General features: G+C 38.9%; 15 protein-coding genes and 1 pseudogene. 13 read left to right on the forward strand and 3 right to left on the reverse strand.

Features of this window, described 5'->3' with window-relative positions:
- Window positions 1-38: 38 nt before the first annotated feature.
- The 3 genes and pseudogenes from J7E81_RS01100 (at window position 39) to J7E81_RS01110 (ending at window position 2872) form a co-directional block, all read left to right on the forward strand.
- A pseudogene (locus J7E81_RS01100) lies at window positions 39-1304 on the forward strand (molybdopterin molybdotransferase MoeA).
- Window positions 1292-1828, forward strand: coding sequence for a molybdopterin-guanine dinucleotide biosynthesis protein B (gene mobB, locus J7E81_RS01105; protein WP_215040204.1), 537 nt, complete (start codon window positions 1292-1294; stop codon window positions 1826-1828). The pseudogene J7E81_RS01100 and the gene mobB overlap by 13 nt, the downstream one beginning before the upstream one ends.
- 315 nt (window positions 1829-2143) lie before the next feature.
- Entirely contained in the window at window positions 2144-2872 is a 729-nt protein-coding gene (locus J7E81_RS01110; protein ID WP_215040206.1) for a YwiC-like family protein, read from the forward strand.
- 36 nt (window positions 2873-2908) lie between these two features.
- Here the strand turns inward: J7E81_RS01110 and J7E81_RS01115 are convergent, their stop codons facing one another.
- Window positions 2909-3601, reverse strand: a complete 693-nt coding sequence (locus J7E81_RS01115; protein WP_215040207.1) for a Crp/Fnr family transcriptional regulator — start codon at window positions 3599-3601, stop codon at window positions 2909-2911.
- A 271-nt stretch (window positions 3602-3872) separates the two neighbouring features.
- On the opposite strand from J7E81_RS01115, the gene J7E81_RS01120 reads away from it, so the two are divergent.
- On the forward strand, window positions 3873-4052 hold the full coding sequence (locus tag J7E81_RS01120) for a YjzC family protein (RefSeq protein WP_215040208.1): 180 nt from the start codon (window positions 3873-3875) through the stop codon (window positions 4050-4052).
- A gap of 119 nt (window positions 4053-4171) precedes the next feature.
- The gene (gene clpB / locus J7E81_RS01125; RefSeq protein WP_215040209.1) at window positions 4172-6769 is read left to right on the forward strand and encodes an ATP-dependent chaperone ClpB; all 2598 of its coding nucleotides are present in this window, start codon (window positions 4172-4174) and stop codon (window positions 6767-6769) included.
- Between the two features lie 129 nt (window positions 6770-6898).
- On the opposite strand, the gene J7E81_RS01130 is transcribed toward clpB, so the two are convergent.
- The gene (locus J7E81_RS01130; RefSeq protein WP_215040210.1) at window positions 6899-7084 is read right to left on the reverse strand and encodes a YjzD family protein; all 186 of its coding nucleotides are present in this window, start codon (window positions 7082-7084) and stop codon (window positions 6899-6901) included.
- Window positions 7085-7267: 183 nt separating this feature from the next.
- Between J7E81_RS01130 and J7E81_RS01135 the strand changes: the two genes are divergently transcribed.
- The 3 genes from J7E81_RS01135 (at window position 7268) to J7E81_RS01145 (ending at window position 9307) form a co-directional block, all read left to right on the forward strand.
- The gene (locus J7E81_RS01135) at window positions 7268-7990 is read left to right on the forward strand and encodes an alpha/beta fold hydrolase (RefSeq protein ID WP_215040211.1); all 723 of its coding nucleotides are present in this window, start codon (window positions 7268-7270) and stop codon (window positions 7988-7990) included.
- 80 nt (window positions 7991-8070) lie between these two features.
- Window positions 8071-8892 (forward strand): hypothetical protein, encoded by an 822-nt coding sequence (locus J7E81_RS01140; RefSeq protein ID WP_215040212.1) that lies wholly within the window; start codon window positions 8071-8073, stop codon window positions 8890-8892.
- Window positions 8893-9106: 214 nt separating this feature from the next.
- On the forward strand, window positions 9107-9307 hold the full coding sequence (locus J7E81_RS01145) for a ComZ family protein (RefSeq protein ID WP_308162111.1): 201 nt from the start codon (window positions 9107-9109) through the stop codon (window positions 9305-9307).
- A gap of 19 nt (window positions 9308-9326) precedes the next feature.
- On the opposite strand, the gene J7E81_RS01150 is transcribed toward J7E81_RS01145, so the two are convergent.
- Window positions 9327-9602, reverse strand: a complete 276-nt coding sequence (locus tag J7E81_RS01150) for a hypothetical protein (RefSeq protein ID WP_215040214.1) — start codon at window positions 9600-9602, stop codon at window positions 9327-9329.
- A gap of 205 nt (window positions 9603-9807) precedes the next feature.
- On the opposite strand from J7E81_RS01150, the gene J7E81_RS01155 reads away from it, so the two are divergent.
- The 5 genes from J7E81_RS01155 (at window position 9808) to J7E81_RS01175 (ending at window position 15123) form a co-directional block, all read left to right on the forward strand.
- The gene (locus J7E81_RS01155) at window positions 9808-10740 is read left to right on the forward strand and encodes a beta-ketoacyl-ACP synthase III (protein ID WP_215040216.1); all 933 of its coding nucleotides are present in this window, start codon (window positions 9808-9810) and stop codon (window positions 10738-10740) included.
- Between the two features lie 49 nt (window positions 10741-10789).
- Window positions 10790-12028 carry a beta-ketoacyl-ACP synthase II gene (fabF, locus tag J7E81_RS01160; RefSeq protein WP_215040218.1) on the forward strand — a complete coding sequence of 413 codons (1239 nt, stop codon included), beginning with the start codon at window positions 10790-10792 and terminating at the stop codon, window positions 12026-12028.
- Between the two features lie 132 nt (window positions 12029-12160).
- Window positions 12161-12949, forward strand: coding sequence for a DUF2268 domain-containing putative Zn-dependent protease (locus J7E81_RS01165; RefSeq protein WP_215040220.1), 789 nt, complete (start codon window positions 12161-12163; stop codon window positions 12947-12949).
- 142 nt (window positions 12950-13091) lie between these two features.
- Window positions 13092-14135, forward strand: coding sequence for an ABC transporter ATP-binding protein (locus tag J7E81_RS01170; protein ID WP_215040222.1), 1044 nt, complete (start codon window positions 13092-13094; stop codon window positions 14133-14135).
- Window positions 14116-15123 carry an ABC transporter ATP-binding protein gene (locus tag J7E81_RS01175; RefSeq protein WP_374103968.1) on the forward strand — a complete coding sequence of 336 codons (1008 nt, stop codon included), beginning with the start codon at window positions 14116-14118 and terminating at the stop codon, window positions 15121-15123. The genes J7E81_RS01170 and J7E81_RS01175 overlap by 20 nt, the downstream gene beginning before the upstream one ends.
- Window positions 15124-15138: the final 15 nt, after the last annotated feature.

The following is a 15138-nucleotide window of genomic DNA, read 5'->3' on the forward strand; positions in this document are numbered from 1 at the left end:
GAATCAAAATTATCTGTTTTAGGCAGGAGCTGATTTATTTGCTAGAAAGAAGAAATCCAATTTCGATTGGAGAAGCAGTAACACAAATTATGAAACATCAAATAAGCGGCGTGACAGAACATGTTTCCATAAATGAAAGCTACGGCCGTTATTTATCAGAAGATCTAATCGCAACGAACAATGTTCCTCACTTTGATAGAGCTCCATATGATGGCTTTGCTGTTCGTTCCATCGATACTTTGGAAGCCTCGCCAGCAAATCCGGTTGAATTTGAAGTAATCGACCACATTGGTGCTGGAATGGTCTCTGCTAAATTAGTAGGGGAAAAACAAGCTGTTCGAATTATGACAGGTGCAATGATGCCAAATGGAACAGATGCGGTAGTTATGTTTGAAGTAGCTAAGGACTTTGAAAAAAGTGGCATTCCCTATATGTCCATGAAAAGGAAAATTAGCAAAGGGACCAATGTTTCATTTATTGGAGAAGATGCAAAACAAGGCCAAATTCTCGTGGAAAAAGGAACCTTAATAAACCCAGGTATACAAGCGATGCTGGCGACTTTTGGCTATAAAGAAGTACCTGTAGCAAAAAAACCGCTGATCGGTCTCTTCGCTACGGGGACAGAATTATTAGAAGTAGAAGAGGAATTAGTCCCCGGGAAAATACGCAACAGCAATTCCTATATGATTGCAGCTCAAATTGAAAGGGCCGGCGGAACCGTTCATTATTATGGGAAGCTTCCAGATGAATTTGACACATGTTTTGAAGCGGTTAAACATGCTTTAAACGAAGTAGATCTTCTGATTACCACTGGGGGAGTTTCCGTGGGTGATTTCGATTATCTTCCTGGAATTTATGAAAAACTCGGTGCGGAAGTATTATTTAATAAGGTTGCCATGCGTCCTGGCAGTGTAACAACGGTTGCCGTTTATAATGGAAAAATCCTGTTTGGATTATCTGGTAACCCGTCTGCTTGTTATGTGGGGTTTGAATTGTTTGCCCGCCCGATTATCCGCAAACAGCTTTATTCTAACAGACCCCATTTACGGAAAGAAACGGCTTTGCTAGAAGTTGATTTTCCAAAAGCTAACCCGTTCACGAGATTTGTTAGAAGTGCCACCTTTATTGATAAGGGAAGGTTAAAATAAACACCGAGCGGATTGGACAAGTCGAATATTATTATGAGCCTGGCCGGTGCAAACTCATTCATGATCCTTCCAGGCGGAACTAGAGGGTTTATGGCGGGAACGGAAGTCGAGGTATTGCTCCTAGATGATCAAGTCGGTAGTGTATGGCCTTGGTAAAACCATTTATTTTTCAGGTGGTTGGCTATCAGAATAGTGGGAAGACAACCATTTTAACCAAACTGATAAAAAACCTATCAGACCGAGGAAGAAGAACAGTCACCATCAAACATCACGGCCATGGCGGTAAACCTGCTGTACCGGAACAAAAGGACTCTTCAAGACATCTAAGTTCAGGAGCGCTTGCTTCCCTTGTCGAAGGGAGCGGCAGAATGATTTTACAAGCTGACCCTCAAAACCTAAGCTTGGAAGAGCAGATAGAATTAATAAAGTTTTTTCAACCTGACGTCATTATAATTGAAGGCTATAAATATAAAGATTACCCTAAGCTCCTTTTACTAAGAAATAAAGAGGACTTGCCTTTATTGGATGTAACAACCAAAATTTGTGCTGTCGGTTATTGGTCAGAAGAATTAAACAATGACTATTTGTATCCATCTTTCTCTATTAACGATGACGCTATGATTCATTGGATTGCTGAATTCATTCTGAAAAATGTTCATAAAAGTGATGAAAAAAGTTAATAAAATTGTCATATATGTTACTTTTATCACAGCAACACAGTCTGGTTCGGATTATAATATTTGCAGGGGTTATATGGTTTGTTAATATAGGTAGTTAGTTAAGGACTGGAAATGCAGGTTCCAATCAGAGGATAGCTACTCTAGAGATGATCAATGTTACCATAACCTGATTGGTTCCAATGCATTTCCATTCATATCTAAAGATTGAAGAAGGTAAAATTGCCTTCTTTTTTTCATATTTAATGTGATGATCTTCACTTTATTTTCTGTTCAGCTCTTTTATAGTAAGGCTATCAGGAAAAGGAGTGAGCAAAGATGAAATTATTTTTACCCAAACAACATGGTGCATGGGCAATGCTGATCATTCCCTTTTGGTTAGGTGTTATCAAAGGTGGATTTGTTTGGCAGGACGTACCGTTTTTTATCGGCTGGATTTTCTTATATTTAGCCACTTACCCTATGCTCCTTTTATTTAAAAAGAAAAAGATTCAATTCTATACCAAATGGACCATTATTTATATTATACCAGCCTTAATGCTGTTACTGTTTCCGCTGCTCAAAAGGCCTTCTATCGTCCTTTTTGGTCTTTTGATGCTGCCGTTCTTTGCAATAAATGCTTACTATACATCAAAAAATAAAGATCGTGCATTTATGAATGATATGAGTGCAATCATTGTATTTTCCATTGCAGGACTGGCCAGCAGTTACTTAGGGCACGGTGCGATAAACGAGCAAGCGTTGATTTTTCCGTTTTTAACATCAGTATTATTTTTTATGGGCTGTACCTTCTATGTAAAAACGATGATTAGAGAGAAGAAAAGCAATCTATTCAAATGGATTTCATGGACATATCATCTACTTATAGTGGCTGCATGGTTCCTTAGTGGTTTTTGGATCGTGGCGATTGCTTATATCCCGAGTTTACTTCGAGCCTATTTCTTTTATGGGAAAAAATTAACGCCGCTTCAAATTGGCGTATATGAGATCGTTAATTCAGCCATTATCTTTATTATTCTTGCCATTCAAATTGTCACCCTAAATTAAAAAAATCGGTCAGCTTGACCGATTTTTTTATGTTTATTAATCAACCTTACATATCTCAACAGGGCAATCTTCACAATCGATTTCTTTTTTTAAATACTCAATATCATGAATGGTAATTGTACCTTTATCAATTGAAAGGATAGCTGATTTTCTTAAATCACTAAGGAGCCGATTGACTACCTCGCGGGAGGTACCACAGAAATTTGCTAACTCTTGATTCGTAAATGGTAATTCTACGAGTATTCCCTGATCTGTTTTCATTCCATAACTATTACTGATGCGAATTAGAGTCGAATACAACGCTCCCTTTTTTCCATGGAGGACTAAATCACGAAATTTAGTTTGCGTTTTTCGAAATTGCAGGCTCATCCATTGGATAAATTCAAAGGAAAGGGCAAGATCTTGGGATAGCTTTTCCTCTAAAACATCCTTCATAATGACAGCTACTTCACCGCTCTCTACCACTCGAGCACTTAGTAAATAGCGTGAAGAAGAGGAGAATAAATTTAACTCGCCAATAAAATCTCCTTTAGAGCACATTCTAATGGTTAGTTCACGTCCGTCCGGAATGATTTTACTGACTTGAAGGATCCCGCTTTGAACTAAATACATTTCATCGGCTTGAGAACCTTCCTGAAATAGAAATTGTCCTTTTTTAATTTTTTTTATATGATGAACGGTCTCAAAGAGATGAGATAATATTACCGGCATTTCTTTTACTGACTGCATACTATAACCACCTTTAAAGGTACATATTGAATTTCCAAAAATGCAAGACATGGTTAATGAGATTCCCTAGATAATACTATAATTATATTGTTAACAAAGAATAATTATCAATATCTGTAGAATAAGTTCATACAATCGTCAAAAACTTAAGTCAATACGGCATATTACCCAGGAAATATTGTCGACTTATGTTGGATTTGAAAGAATTTCCCTTTAATGCTGATGCAATCTAACGGGGATAATAAGTTTGTATAGAAAAGGGGGGATTAGAGTGGGACAAAATCATCAGTTTAAATCAGGTAAAAAAGCACCCAATAATGGCTATTACATTGAAGTTGGTGATACAGGAAGCAATGTAACAAATCCAAAGAAAATTAAACTTAAAGCAGGCGACCCGTTTCCTGAAACATCAAATGATGAACGTGTTTGGACCTATGTTCGCAAACCTTAATTCTTTAGTAAAAGTCATCTTTTTAGATGGCTTTTCTTCTTGTGTTATTTTACTTATTGTAATGAATTTCTTATAATAGAAATAAATAGGTCAAAAAAGGTCAAAAGGAGTGAGAAACGGTGGATTTAAACCGAATGACGGAACGCTTACAAACAGGCATCATGGAGGCGCAAAGTTTAGCTATCAAAGAAAATCATCAAGAAATTGATGAACTGCATCTGTTTCTTTCGCTAATGGATCAGGATGACAGTCTAATCGCATCTATATTCGAAAAAGCCGGCTTAACGGCTGAAAAGGTAAAAAAATCATTATTGGGAGAATTGGCAAAAAAACCGCAGGTAACTGGGAGCGGTGTTGAACAGGGTAAGCTTTATGTTACTGCAAAACTCCAAAAGTTACTGGTAAGTGCGGAAGAGTTTGCGGCTAAATTTTCGGATGAATACATTTCAGTTGAACACATCTTGTTGGCTGCTGTTTATGCAAATGATTCACATATGAAAAAAATCATTCAAATATACGGTCTAACACCGGAAATGATTTTAAAAGCAATAAAGGAAATAAGGGGGAACCAAAGAGTGACATCACAAAATCCGGAAGCAGGATATGATGCTCTTAAAAAGTATGGACGGGACCTTGTAGCCGAAGCAACAAGCGGTAAAATTGATCCAGTCATCGGCAGAGACGCTGAAATTCGTAATGTGATACGAATTTTATCACGTAAAACAAAGAATAATCCTGTCTTAATCGGTGAACCAGGGGTTGGGAAAACAGCAATTGTTGAGGGAATTGCTCAGAGAATTGTGAGAAAAGATGTTCCAGAAGGTCTTAAAGATAAAACGATTTTTTCATTAGATATGAGTGCATTAATTGCTGGAGCAAAATTCCGGGGTGAATTTGAGGAACGGCTTAAAGCGGTCTTAAATGAAATTAAGAAAAGTGAAGGACGTATTCTACTTTTTATCGATGAAATCCATACCATTGTCGGTGCAGGTAAAACGGAAGGGGCGATGGATGCTGGAAATATGTTGAAACCGATGCTTGCTAGAGGGGAACTGCATTGTATTGGAGCAACTACACTTGATGAGCATCGGAAGTATATTGAGAAGGATCCCGCGCTTGAACGGCGTTTTCAACAAGTACTGGTTCAAGAACCAAATGTAGAAGATACCATCTCGATATTAAGGGGACTAAAGGAACGCTTTGAGGTCCATCACGGGGTCAAGATTCACGATCATGCCTTAGTGGCAGCGGCCACATTGTCAGACCGCTATATAACAGATCGCTTTTTACCAGATAAGGCAATCGACCTTGTCGATGAAGCCTGTGCCATGATTCGTACGGAAATTGATTCTATGCCAACAGAACTGGATGAAGTGACACGCAGGGTTATGCAGTTGGAAATTGAAGAGGCTGCACTTCGGAAAGAAAATGATGAAGGTAGTAAATTAAGACTCGAATCCTTATTAAAGGAACTAGCAGATTTAAAAGAACAAGCGAATACGATGAAGGCAAAATGGATGCAGGAGAAACAAAGTATTCAAAAAGTACAGGAGAAAAGGGAGCAGCTTGAAAAACTCCGCCGTGAACTCCAGCAATCAGAAGATCGTTATGATTTAAATCGAGCGGCTGAATTAAGGCATGGACAAATTCCTTTAGCGGAAAAAGAACTTAAAGATTTGGAGGAAAAAGCTGCTACAGATGAACGGCTTCTTCGAGAAGAAGTGACTGGAGAAGAGATATCCAATATCGTGTCTAGATGGACAGGCATACCACTTTCTAAACTAGTAGAAGGAGAAAGAGAAAAGCTGCTTAAATTAGAATCAATCCTTCATGAACGAGTGATTGGTCAGAATGAAGCGGTTACTCTAGTAACGGATGCCGTCCTAAGAGCAAGAGCTGGTATTAAGGACCCCAATCGTCCAATTGGATCATTTTTATTTTTAGGACCAACCGGCGTGGGGAAGACAGAATTAGCAAAGGCACTGGCGGAGTCCTTATTTGACAGTGAAGAGCATATGATAAGGATAGATATGTCTGAATACATGGAAAAGCATGCAGTTTCACGTTTAATTGGGGCGCCTCCGGGATATGTAGGATATGAAGAAGGAGGCCAGTTGACTGAAGCGATTAGAAGAAGGCCATACTCGGTTATTCTTATGGATGAAATTGAAAAAGCCCATCCGGAAGTTTTTAATATTCTCCTTCAGGCTCTTGATGACGGACGAATTACAGATTCGCAAGGCCGAGTGGTCGATTTTAAAAACACCGTCATTATTATGACTTCCAATATTGGGTCTCCCTACCTGCTTGATCGAAGTGAAAGTGAGATTGAAATTTCGGATGAAACGAGAGCGAAGGTCATGAGTAAGTTAAGGTCTCATTTCCGGCCGGAATTCTTAAATCGAATAGATGAGACGATTCTCTTTAAACCTTTATCATTAGAGGAGATAAAGAATATTGTCAGTAAAATGCTGAACGATTTGCAAAATCGATTAAAGCAGCAGCAAATTAATATTACGATCAGTGAAGATGCGAAGGAGTTTATAGCAGTAAATGGCTTCGATCCTATTTATGGGGCGAGACCTTTAAAGCGCTATATTCAAAGGAATATTGAAACAAAGCTGGCTCGTGAAATCATTGCCGGCAGGGTACACGAGCAGTCAACCGTAGGAATAACCGTCCAAGATGGTGATGTATTAATTAACGTGCAAAAATAGTAGTCCAAACAGAAAAAAGGTCATCCAGTTAGCGTGGAAGACCTTTTTCTCTAGATAAAATAATATAAAAATGCTTAGAAAATTGTCCAGCTTCAAGTACTTCGCTAAACAGGCGCTTACGCTTTTCGTTTAATGCTTTTCAACAGGTTCATTTGGAATCACTGCAGCAGCAATAAGAATTAATATGGTTACCCCTACAGCAACAATTGAACCTTGAGCAAAATTATATTCTGCGCCGGCTGTCATGGAACTAACAACATATGTAAGCATTTGCACTAAAAGGAAAGACCAGAAAAAAGTCCAAAATATACGCACTCAGTTTCACCTCTTACTTATTTTACATTAATTTAAATACTACCATACAATGAAGAAAAAATATATAAAAAAACAATTTTCTGATTTATGTTCCCAAGTTCGTTTAAAATGGGCAAACTCCCTTTCAACTATTGTGAAACGGCATACAATACCATGAGGAAATATGTAAAAGGAGATTTAGCGATGGAGAATCGTAATTTTCAGATGGATACCCAATGGAATATCATTCATTACCCCGAAAAGCCTAAAGGATTTGGGATCTTAATAATTGGAGATGAAAGGCATTTTGTTGATGAGAGCAAGTGCTTTTGGACGCAAAACGAAGGAAAGCTGGCGATTATCAATGAATTAAAAGATGCCGGGTACACCATTTTTTCCTCAAATCTTTATGGGCGTAACTGGGGTAGCGAAGATGCTGTCGAACTTGCTCAAAGGTTATATCAGCATGTCATTAGAAGTGAAATCCTTAATAATAAAATTCATATTTTGGCAGAAGGGATGGGTGCATTAGCAGCCATAAAACTTTTGGAAAAAATGAAGGGATCGATTCGATCATTAGTGCTGCTTAATCCCATTCTTTCATTGAAAAATCATCTTGAACAAGAAAAAGAGCACAAGTTCTTTTACAAAAAATTAATGAGGGAATTAACGGCTGCACATCAAACCGACCAATCTACTCTTGAAAATGAAATATTTAAGATGGATGAAGTGGTTAATCTTGATTATGAATGTCCAATCACGATTATCCAAGTGTTGTCAGGTGGGAAAGCGTACACCCAATCAAAGCTTTATCAAAAAGTTATTAATACCCCTAAAATAAACCCAATCTTTATCCTTCCTGAAAAAAAACCTCAGCTTGGAACCATGTTAATCAAGTTTTTTAACAGTCATGAAAAAGTACTTTAATGATAACCCTCCCCAAAATGAAATAATTCCTAGTAAAATCGCATAGGATTCATTAAAGTTATTTTGGGGAGGAAGAGGTAATGGACAAGGCCATGATTTTTGGCATTTATGATTTTGTTAGTTTTCAAATGGGGCGTGCCCTCTTAAATATGGGGTTAGAGGTTATTGGAATTCATATCGATGAAAACAACCATACTCCCTACCTGGAGGAGAAAAGGCTGGAGGTGGGCAGGAATGCAAACTTTAGAGAGATTCTGCTATCAGAATTGGATACATGCAGAGAAGTTGACACCACTAAAACAACGTTAATCCTTTCACTTTATGATCTATATATGTTGAGTGATGAGACCATTTTTCAAAAACAAACGGTTACTAAATTACAACAATTTATTGAAGGGAATAAAAGTCTGACAGATATCGTATTCCTTCTACCAATCCAATTATTAGTACCTGATGGGGCAAATAGCCTGCGGACTGTAATCAATGAAGCCATTGCCTGGGGGAAAAATAATCAATTTTATTATTTACCGGCCATTTATGGTCCTTGGCAGCCATCCACCTATACATTCCAACAGGCCCTCCTTGCAAACATGGATAGCAGCGAAATCAGGGTAAATAAACGTGAATGGACCGGAGATATCCTATATGTGGATGATGCAGTAGAGGCTATTCTGGTTTCGAATGAAAATTTAACGGTTGAGGATAACAGGCACTTTTTGATTGAAAGCGGCCTAGAGAATTATTGGGTTCAGTGTGCAGCACAACTGAAACTAGAAACGAAAGAAATTTATCCCGAAAAATTAGATATAGATCAAACAATCAGTCGAGTGACAGTAAAAAAGGTAACTCCATTCAGCGAGTCATTTGAAAAACAAATAGAAATGACGAGGCGTTTAATCTAAATGTATGAAATTGGTGAATTTTAAACCATATTTCCTAACTAGGGGATGGAGGACTTTTCAATTAGTTAATCAAGGGTTAAAATAAAAAGAAAAAAACGTTTTTTCCATTTGGAGTGGTTGCAGCACATATGTCCAATACTAAATAGGAAGGTGTTTAACCACTCGAAGAAAATGGGAGAATAGCCTAATTAATTTTATAAAAGGAGTACATAACGTGAACAATCAAGACAATACACTACAATTTATGCAGATTGCAATGAAACACTTACCGGAGGCAAAAGAGCAATTAGACCAAGCAGGGGTTGAACTAACGATGGATCTTATTCAGCCCTTTATGAATTTATTTACTAAAGTGATGCAGGAAGCCTATGAACTTGGTAAAGAAGATGCTCTTAAGGAAAGTCTAAAAAAATAAGCTGCCAGTTATTGGCAGCTTATTTTTTTTTCCATAATTGTTCGATATATGGGTAAACTTTACTAAATAATGGCTTCATCCCACGGACGGAATCAAGAAGTGTATCAATATTCATCATAAGTTCCTCATAATTAATGGCAGACTGGTTTTGCTTTGGTTCTAGATGGTGCCGAGATTCTTGCCCATCACTGTCTCTCCTAGGACCAAACATTAAACTTGTAAAACGGTCTGCCTTTGATTGTTCTTCCCTTTCTTCTTGTTTTTTGGAGCCTTGCTCCACATCAAAATTTGCCATCCTGCTTCGGCCTCCCCTAATAAAAATACCTTTTAATCTAGAATATGTTTCAATAAATAAAAGGTATGTACATTAGCGGATGATAAATAGGATTAAACAGTTGCTTAAAATAGGAGGAGTTTGATAAAATTAGTACCAAGTCATAATAATTGATATTAATCCAAGAAATAGATAAGATCTTACCTAGATTAAAGGAGATGGAATAATGAGAGCTGGTATTGTGGGAATGGGCAGATACTTACCGGAAAAAATACTCACTAATCATGATTTAGAAAAAATGATGGATACCTCTGATGAATGGATTAAAACCATGACAGGGATTGAAGAAAGAAGAATTGCTGCGGATGATGAAAATACGTCCGACATGGCATTTGCTGCCGCGCAAAAAGCAATCGAAAATGCTGGTATTACAGCAGCAGATATTGATTTAATATTAGTTGCCACTGTGACACCGGATTCTCCCTTTCCATCGGTATCCTGCCGAATTCAGGAAAGATTAGGAGCCAAAAAAGCTGCAGCAATGGATGTAAGTGCCGCTTGTGCTGGATTTATGTATGGGATTGTAACGGCCAAACAATTTATTGAGTCACAAGTCTACAAATACGTACTAGTTGTTGGTGTTGAAAAACTTTCAAAAATAACAGACTGGAATGATCGAAATACGGCTGTATTATTTGGCGATGGTGCCGGTGCTGCCATTATTGGACCCGTATCTGAAAATCGTGGAATTTTATCTTTTGAATTAGGGGCTGACGGGACCGGAGCAAAACACTTATACCAAGATGAATACATTATCATGAATGGGCGCGAGGTCTTTAAATTTGCCGTTAGACAAATGGGAGAAAGCTGTATAAATGTACTCGAAAAAGCCGGGTTAACAAAAGATGATGTCGATTTCTTAATCCCGCATCAGGCCAATATCCGAATTATGGAAGCCTCGAGACAGAGATTGGAATTACCAATCGAAAAGATGTCTAAGACGGTTAATAAATATGGTAATACTTCAGCTGCATCGATTCCGATTTCACTGATAGAGGACGTCGAGGCTGGCAGAATTAAAGAGGATGACTTAATTGTAATGGTTGGTTTTGGCGGAGGCTTAACCTGGGGCGCCATTGCGATGCGCTGGGGAAAATAATTGTCGTTTAATTTTTTAGGATAAATAGAATGGAAAAGGAGATGTTTAAATGGAAAAGCGCAGGGTCGTAGTAACAGGAGTCGGAGCAGTTACACCGCTTGGAAACGATGTTGAGACCACATGGAAAGGGATCCTCGAAGGAAAGTCCGGAGTTGGGCCAATGACAAGGGTGAATGCCGACGAATATCCGGCAAAAGTTGCTGCAGAGGTAAAAGACTTTAATCCAGAAGCTTTTATTGATAAAAAGGACGCACGGAAGATGGACCGTTTTACACAATTTGCAGTTGCTGCTGCCCTAATGGCGGTACAGGATGCCAATTTAACAATTAATGAAGAAAATTCTCATAGAGTGGGCGTTTGGATTGGCTCAGGTATTGGCGGGATGGAAACGTTTGAACAGCAATTTGAGATCTTCCAAAAAAGAGGTTATAAACGTGTTAGTCCTTTCTTTGTTCCCATGCTGATTCCGGACATGGCCACAGGTCAAGTTTCGATTATACTTGGTGCCAGAGGCTTCAATTCATGTACAGTAACAGCTTGTGCTACTGGAACTAACTCCATTGGTGATGCCTTTAAAGTCATCCAGCGTGGTGATGCTGACGCAATGGTAACAGGGGGAGCAGAAGCACCAATCACAAAAATGTCAGTAGCAGGATTTTGTGCTAACACTGCATTATCCACCAACCCAGATCCAAATACTGCCAGTCGGCCGTTTGATAAAAACCGCGATGGATTTGTCATTGGTGAAGGTGCCGGCATTGTGGTATTGGAGGAATTAGAGCATGCACTAGCTCGTGGGGCAAAAATTTATGCAGAGATCGTCGGATACGGAGCAACAGGTGATGCCTACCACATTACAGCTCCTGCCCCAGGTGGTGAAGGCGGTGCCCGAGCCATGAAGATGGCGATTAATGATAGTGGTTTAGCTCCTGAAGAGATTGATTATCTCAATGCCCATGGCACAAGCACGGAATATAATGATAAATATGAAACGCTTGCAGTGAAAGAGGTATTTGGTGATCACGCCTCTCACTTACCTATGAGTTCGACTAAATCCATGACAGGCCATCTTCTTGGTGCTGCAGGTGGGGTAGAAGCAATCTTTTCAGTATTAGCAATTAGAGATAGCATTTTGCCGCCAACGATTAATTATGAAACACCAGACCCTGAGTGTGATTTAGATTATGTAGTAAATTCGGCACGCACGAAAGAAATCAAGGCAGCTATGAGCAATTCTCTTGGCTTTGGTGGTCACAACGCAACCATTGTCTTTAAAAAATATGAATAAAAACAAGAAGGGCCAAACGTTATGTTTGGCCCTTCTTGTTTTTTAGAAGATGAACCCCAGAATGCTCGAACGTCTTTCTTCATTTTTCATAAAATGACCAGAAGATAGTTACTACGTAAATGGGGTGTAGCAATGGGAATCATTAGGACTGACGAGTGGCTTGAAGAGAACTTTGACAATCCGTTGAAAATCTGTGAAAGGCTTCTTCCTTATTTCAAAGGACAATCAAAGCGAGAGATCTATCGCGAACTAATGAATTTTGGAATGTATCAGCCGTCTCACTCAACCTGGAATTATCAACAGATTCTGCGCAAACAGAAAACGTGGGATAAGGTTGGGAAAATTTATGCTAAGTATAAAAGCAGTTGGAATGGTCCGGATATCCCCATTTTCCTCTTTCCGATTGCCCAGGCTGGGGGATTTTTTAGAAGGGAGGAGAAAGGGAAAGCAGGGGTAACCTTTCCTGATAAAATGTTTTTATTTCTATCAAATTACGATGATCCGACAGATGTTGAAGCTCTTTTCGTGCATGAATATCATCATGCCTGCAGAATGCGCTTGTTAGGAAAGAGTGTAGAGGATTACACATTACTTGATTCATTAATAATTGAAGGACTAGCGGAATATACTGTATTAAAAAAATGCGGCCGGGAATATTTAGCCGCCTGGTGCACGATGTATACAGAAAAAGAGTTGAAAAAATTTTGGGATAGATATCTTAAAAATCAGCTGGGAATAAAGAAAAATGAGAGAAGACATGATGAACTGCTATATGGAGGGGGAAGGGTTCCAAAACTACTAGGCTATGCAGCAGGCTTTTATCTAATAGAAAAGTATTACAAGAAGAACCAGTATTCAACCAAATCATCTTTTACTACACCTGCAGAAACCTATCTAAAAGGTACAGATCTATTTTCCTAGCAAAACGTTGTTGGAAGTCTTTTTGGTACAAGAATAAAAATCTTTAATCTTACCAATCTATCTCGCGTTAGTCATAATTTTGTAATAGATGTTTTTAAATACAATAAGGTATAGAAATGATAAACGAGGAGGAAGGTGGATTATGAGCCGAAAAAAATCATTATTAAGGGAGGAACCATTGCTCGTAGTGAACAATTTAGAAGCAGCTTTTGAGATTGATGGGAAGGATTATAATGCCGTAGATGATGTTTCATTTGAGGTAAAACCACGGCAAATCCTAGGAGTTGTCGGAGAGTCAGGCTGCGGTAAATCGGTCATGAGTCTATCAATCATGCAGCTGCTTCCAAAAGGAAGCGGGAAGGTAATAGCGGGGGAAATGATCTTTGATGGAATTAACCTTGCAAAAATGACGGAATCACAGATTAATAAAATCCGAGGAAAAGATATTTCAATGATATTCCAGGAACCGATGACATCCTTGAACCCAGTTTTCACCATTGGGTACCAACTACAGGAAGTCTTTTTTAATCACTGGAAGATTACAAAACGAGAGGCTAGGCAAAAGTCCGTTGCCCTCCTAAAAGGTGTGGGGATCTCTCGTCCGGAAAAAATAGTGGATGAATATCCCCATCAACTATCAGGTGGAATGAGACAAAGAGTCATGATTGCTATTGCCATCGCCTGTCAGCCTAAATTACTAATAGCCGATGAGCCCACCACAGCTTTGGACGTGACTGTACAAGCACAAATTCTTGAGCTCCTAAAAGAAATTCAATCCGTTAATGATATGTCGATTATCCTGATTACACATGATTTAGGTGTAGTTGCGGAAATGTGTGATGAAGTGATGGTCATGTATGCCGGAAAGATTGTCGAACGAACTGATGTAGATACTTTATTTCATAACCCCAAACATCCTTATACAACGCTGCTATTGGGGGCTATTCCAAAAATGGACGAGCCAAGAGAACGATTAAGCTCTATTCAAGGAATTGTTCCTTCACTTACAAAAATTCCGGAAACTGGCTGCCGTTTTGCTCAACGATGTCCCCATGCGATGCCTGAATGCCTGACAATCACCCCTATCCTTAAAAGTATTGACCCAGGGCATGAAGTTGCTTGCCTGCTATTTGAAAAAAGTAGTCCAAGAGAAGGGGGATGGGATGATGACTACTTCCGTGCCTAGTAAGAAAGTTGAGACCTCTCTAAACCCTGAAAATCTGTTGGAAATTCATCATCTTAAAACCTATTATCCTGTAAAAGGTGGTTTTTTTAAGCGGATTATCGGAAATGTTAAGGCTGTCGACAATATCTCTTTTGAAATTAAGAGAGGAGAAACACTTGGTCTAGTCGGTGAATCGGGATGTGGTAAATCCACTACTGGTAGAACGATATTAAGATTATTAATGCCAACAGAAGGACAAATCCTTTTTGATGGCAGAGATATTACCCGCCTATCTGGAAAAAGGCTTCGTGAAACTCGTAAAGATATGCAAATGGTATTCCAAGACCCATATGCTTCACTCAATCCAATGCAGATGGTCGGAGATATAATTGGAGAACCTATCAATAATTTCTCAAAAAAAAGTAAGTCTGAATTAAAAATAGAAGTCATGGATTTACTAGATAAAGTCGGACTTCCGCATGATGCCTACTATAAATATGCTCATGAATTTTCCGGCGGTCAACGGCAAAGAATTGGAATTGCCCGTGCACTTGCATTAAAACCCAAATTCATTATTGCAGATGAGCCGGTGTCAGCACTAGATGTTTCTGTACAATCACAAGTTTTAAACTTATTAAAAGACTTGCAGCGTGAATTTCAACTAACCTTCCTTTTTATCAATCATGATTTAAGTGTGGTGAAACATATGAGTGATCGCATTGGTGTCATGTACTTAGGAAATATGGTCGAGCTTGCCGATAAAAACAGCCTATACGTAAAACCACTTCATCCCTATACACAGGCATTAATTTCAGCAATCCCATCCCCAGACCCAAGGATTAAGAAAGAAAGAGTCATATTAAAAGGGGATGTCCCCAGTCCTATTAATCCCCCCTCGGGCTGTCCATTCCATCCACGGTGTCCTGCGGCTGTGGAGCAATGTTCAAAAGTTAAACCCGTATTAAAGGAGGTGAAGCCTTCTCATCGAGTAGCCTGCCACCTTTACTAAAAAGGGGCATCTTCT

Origin of the sequence: Bacillus sp. ISL-18 (assembly GCF_018613415.1) — a bacterium.
Classification (GTDB): Bacteria; Bacillota; Bacilli; order Bacillales; family Cytobacillaceae; genus Neobacillus.

Excerpts from the sequence above, each read along its gene's own strand:
- mobB (WP_215040204.1), top strand. The coding sequence starts at position 1,292 with ATGGCCTTGGTAAAACCATTTATTTTTCAGGTGGTTGGCTATCAGAAT.
- J7E81_RS01110 (WP_215040206.1), top strand. The coding sequence starts at position 2,144 with ATGAAATTATTTTTACCCAAACAACATGGTGCATGGGCAATGCTGATC.
- J7E81_RS01115 (WP_215040207.1), bottom strand. The coding sequence starts at position 3,601 with ATGCAGTCAGTAAAAGAAATGCCGGTAATATTATCTCATCTCTTTGAG.
- J7E81_RS01135 (WP_215040211.1), top strand. The coding sequence starts at position 7,268 with ATGGAGAATCGTAATTTTCAGATGGATACCCAATGGAATATCATTCAT.
- J7E81_RS01140 (WP_215040212.1), top strand. The coding sequence starts at position 8,071 with ATGGACAAGGCCATGATTTTTGGCATTTATGATTTTGTTAGTTTTCAA.
- J7E81_RS01150 (WP_215040214.1), bottom strand. The coding sequence starts at position 9,602 with ATGGCAAATTTTGATGTGGAGCAAGGCTCCAAAAAACAAGAAGAAAGG.
- J7E81_RS01155 (WP_215040216.1), top strand. The coding sequence starts at position 9,808 with ATGAGAGCTGGTATTGTGGGAATGGGCAGATACTTACCGGAAAAAATA.
- fabF (WP_215040218.1), top strand. The coding sequence starts at position 10,790 with ATGGAAAAGCGCAGGGTCGTAGTAACAGGAGTCGGAGCAGTTACACCG.
- J7E81_RS01165 (WP_215040220.1), top strand. The coding sequence starts at position 12,161 with ATGGGAATCATTAGGACTGACGAGTGGCTTGAAGAGAACTTTGACAAT.
- J7E81_RS01170 (WP_215040222.1), top strand. The coding sequence starts at position 13,092 with ATGAGCCGAAAAAAATCATTATTAAGGGAGGAACCATTGCTCGTAGTG.
- J7E81_RS01175 (WP_374103968.1), top strand. The coding sequence starts at position 14,116 with ATGACTACTTCCGTGCCTAGTAAGAAAGTTGAGACCTCTCTAAACCCT.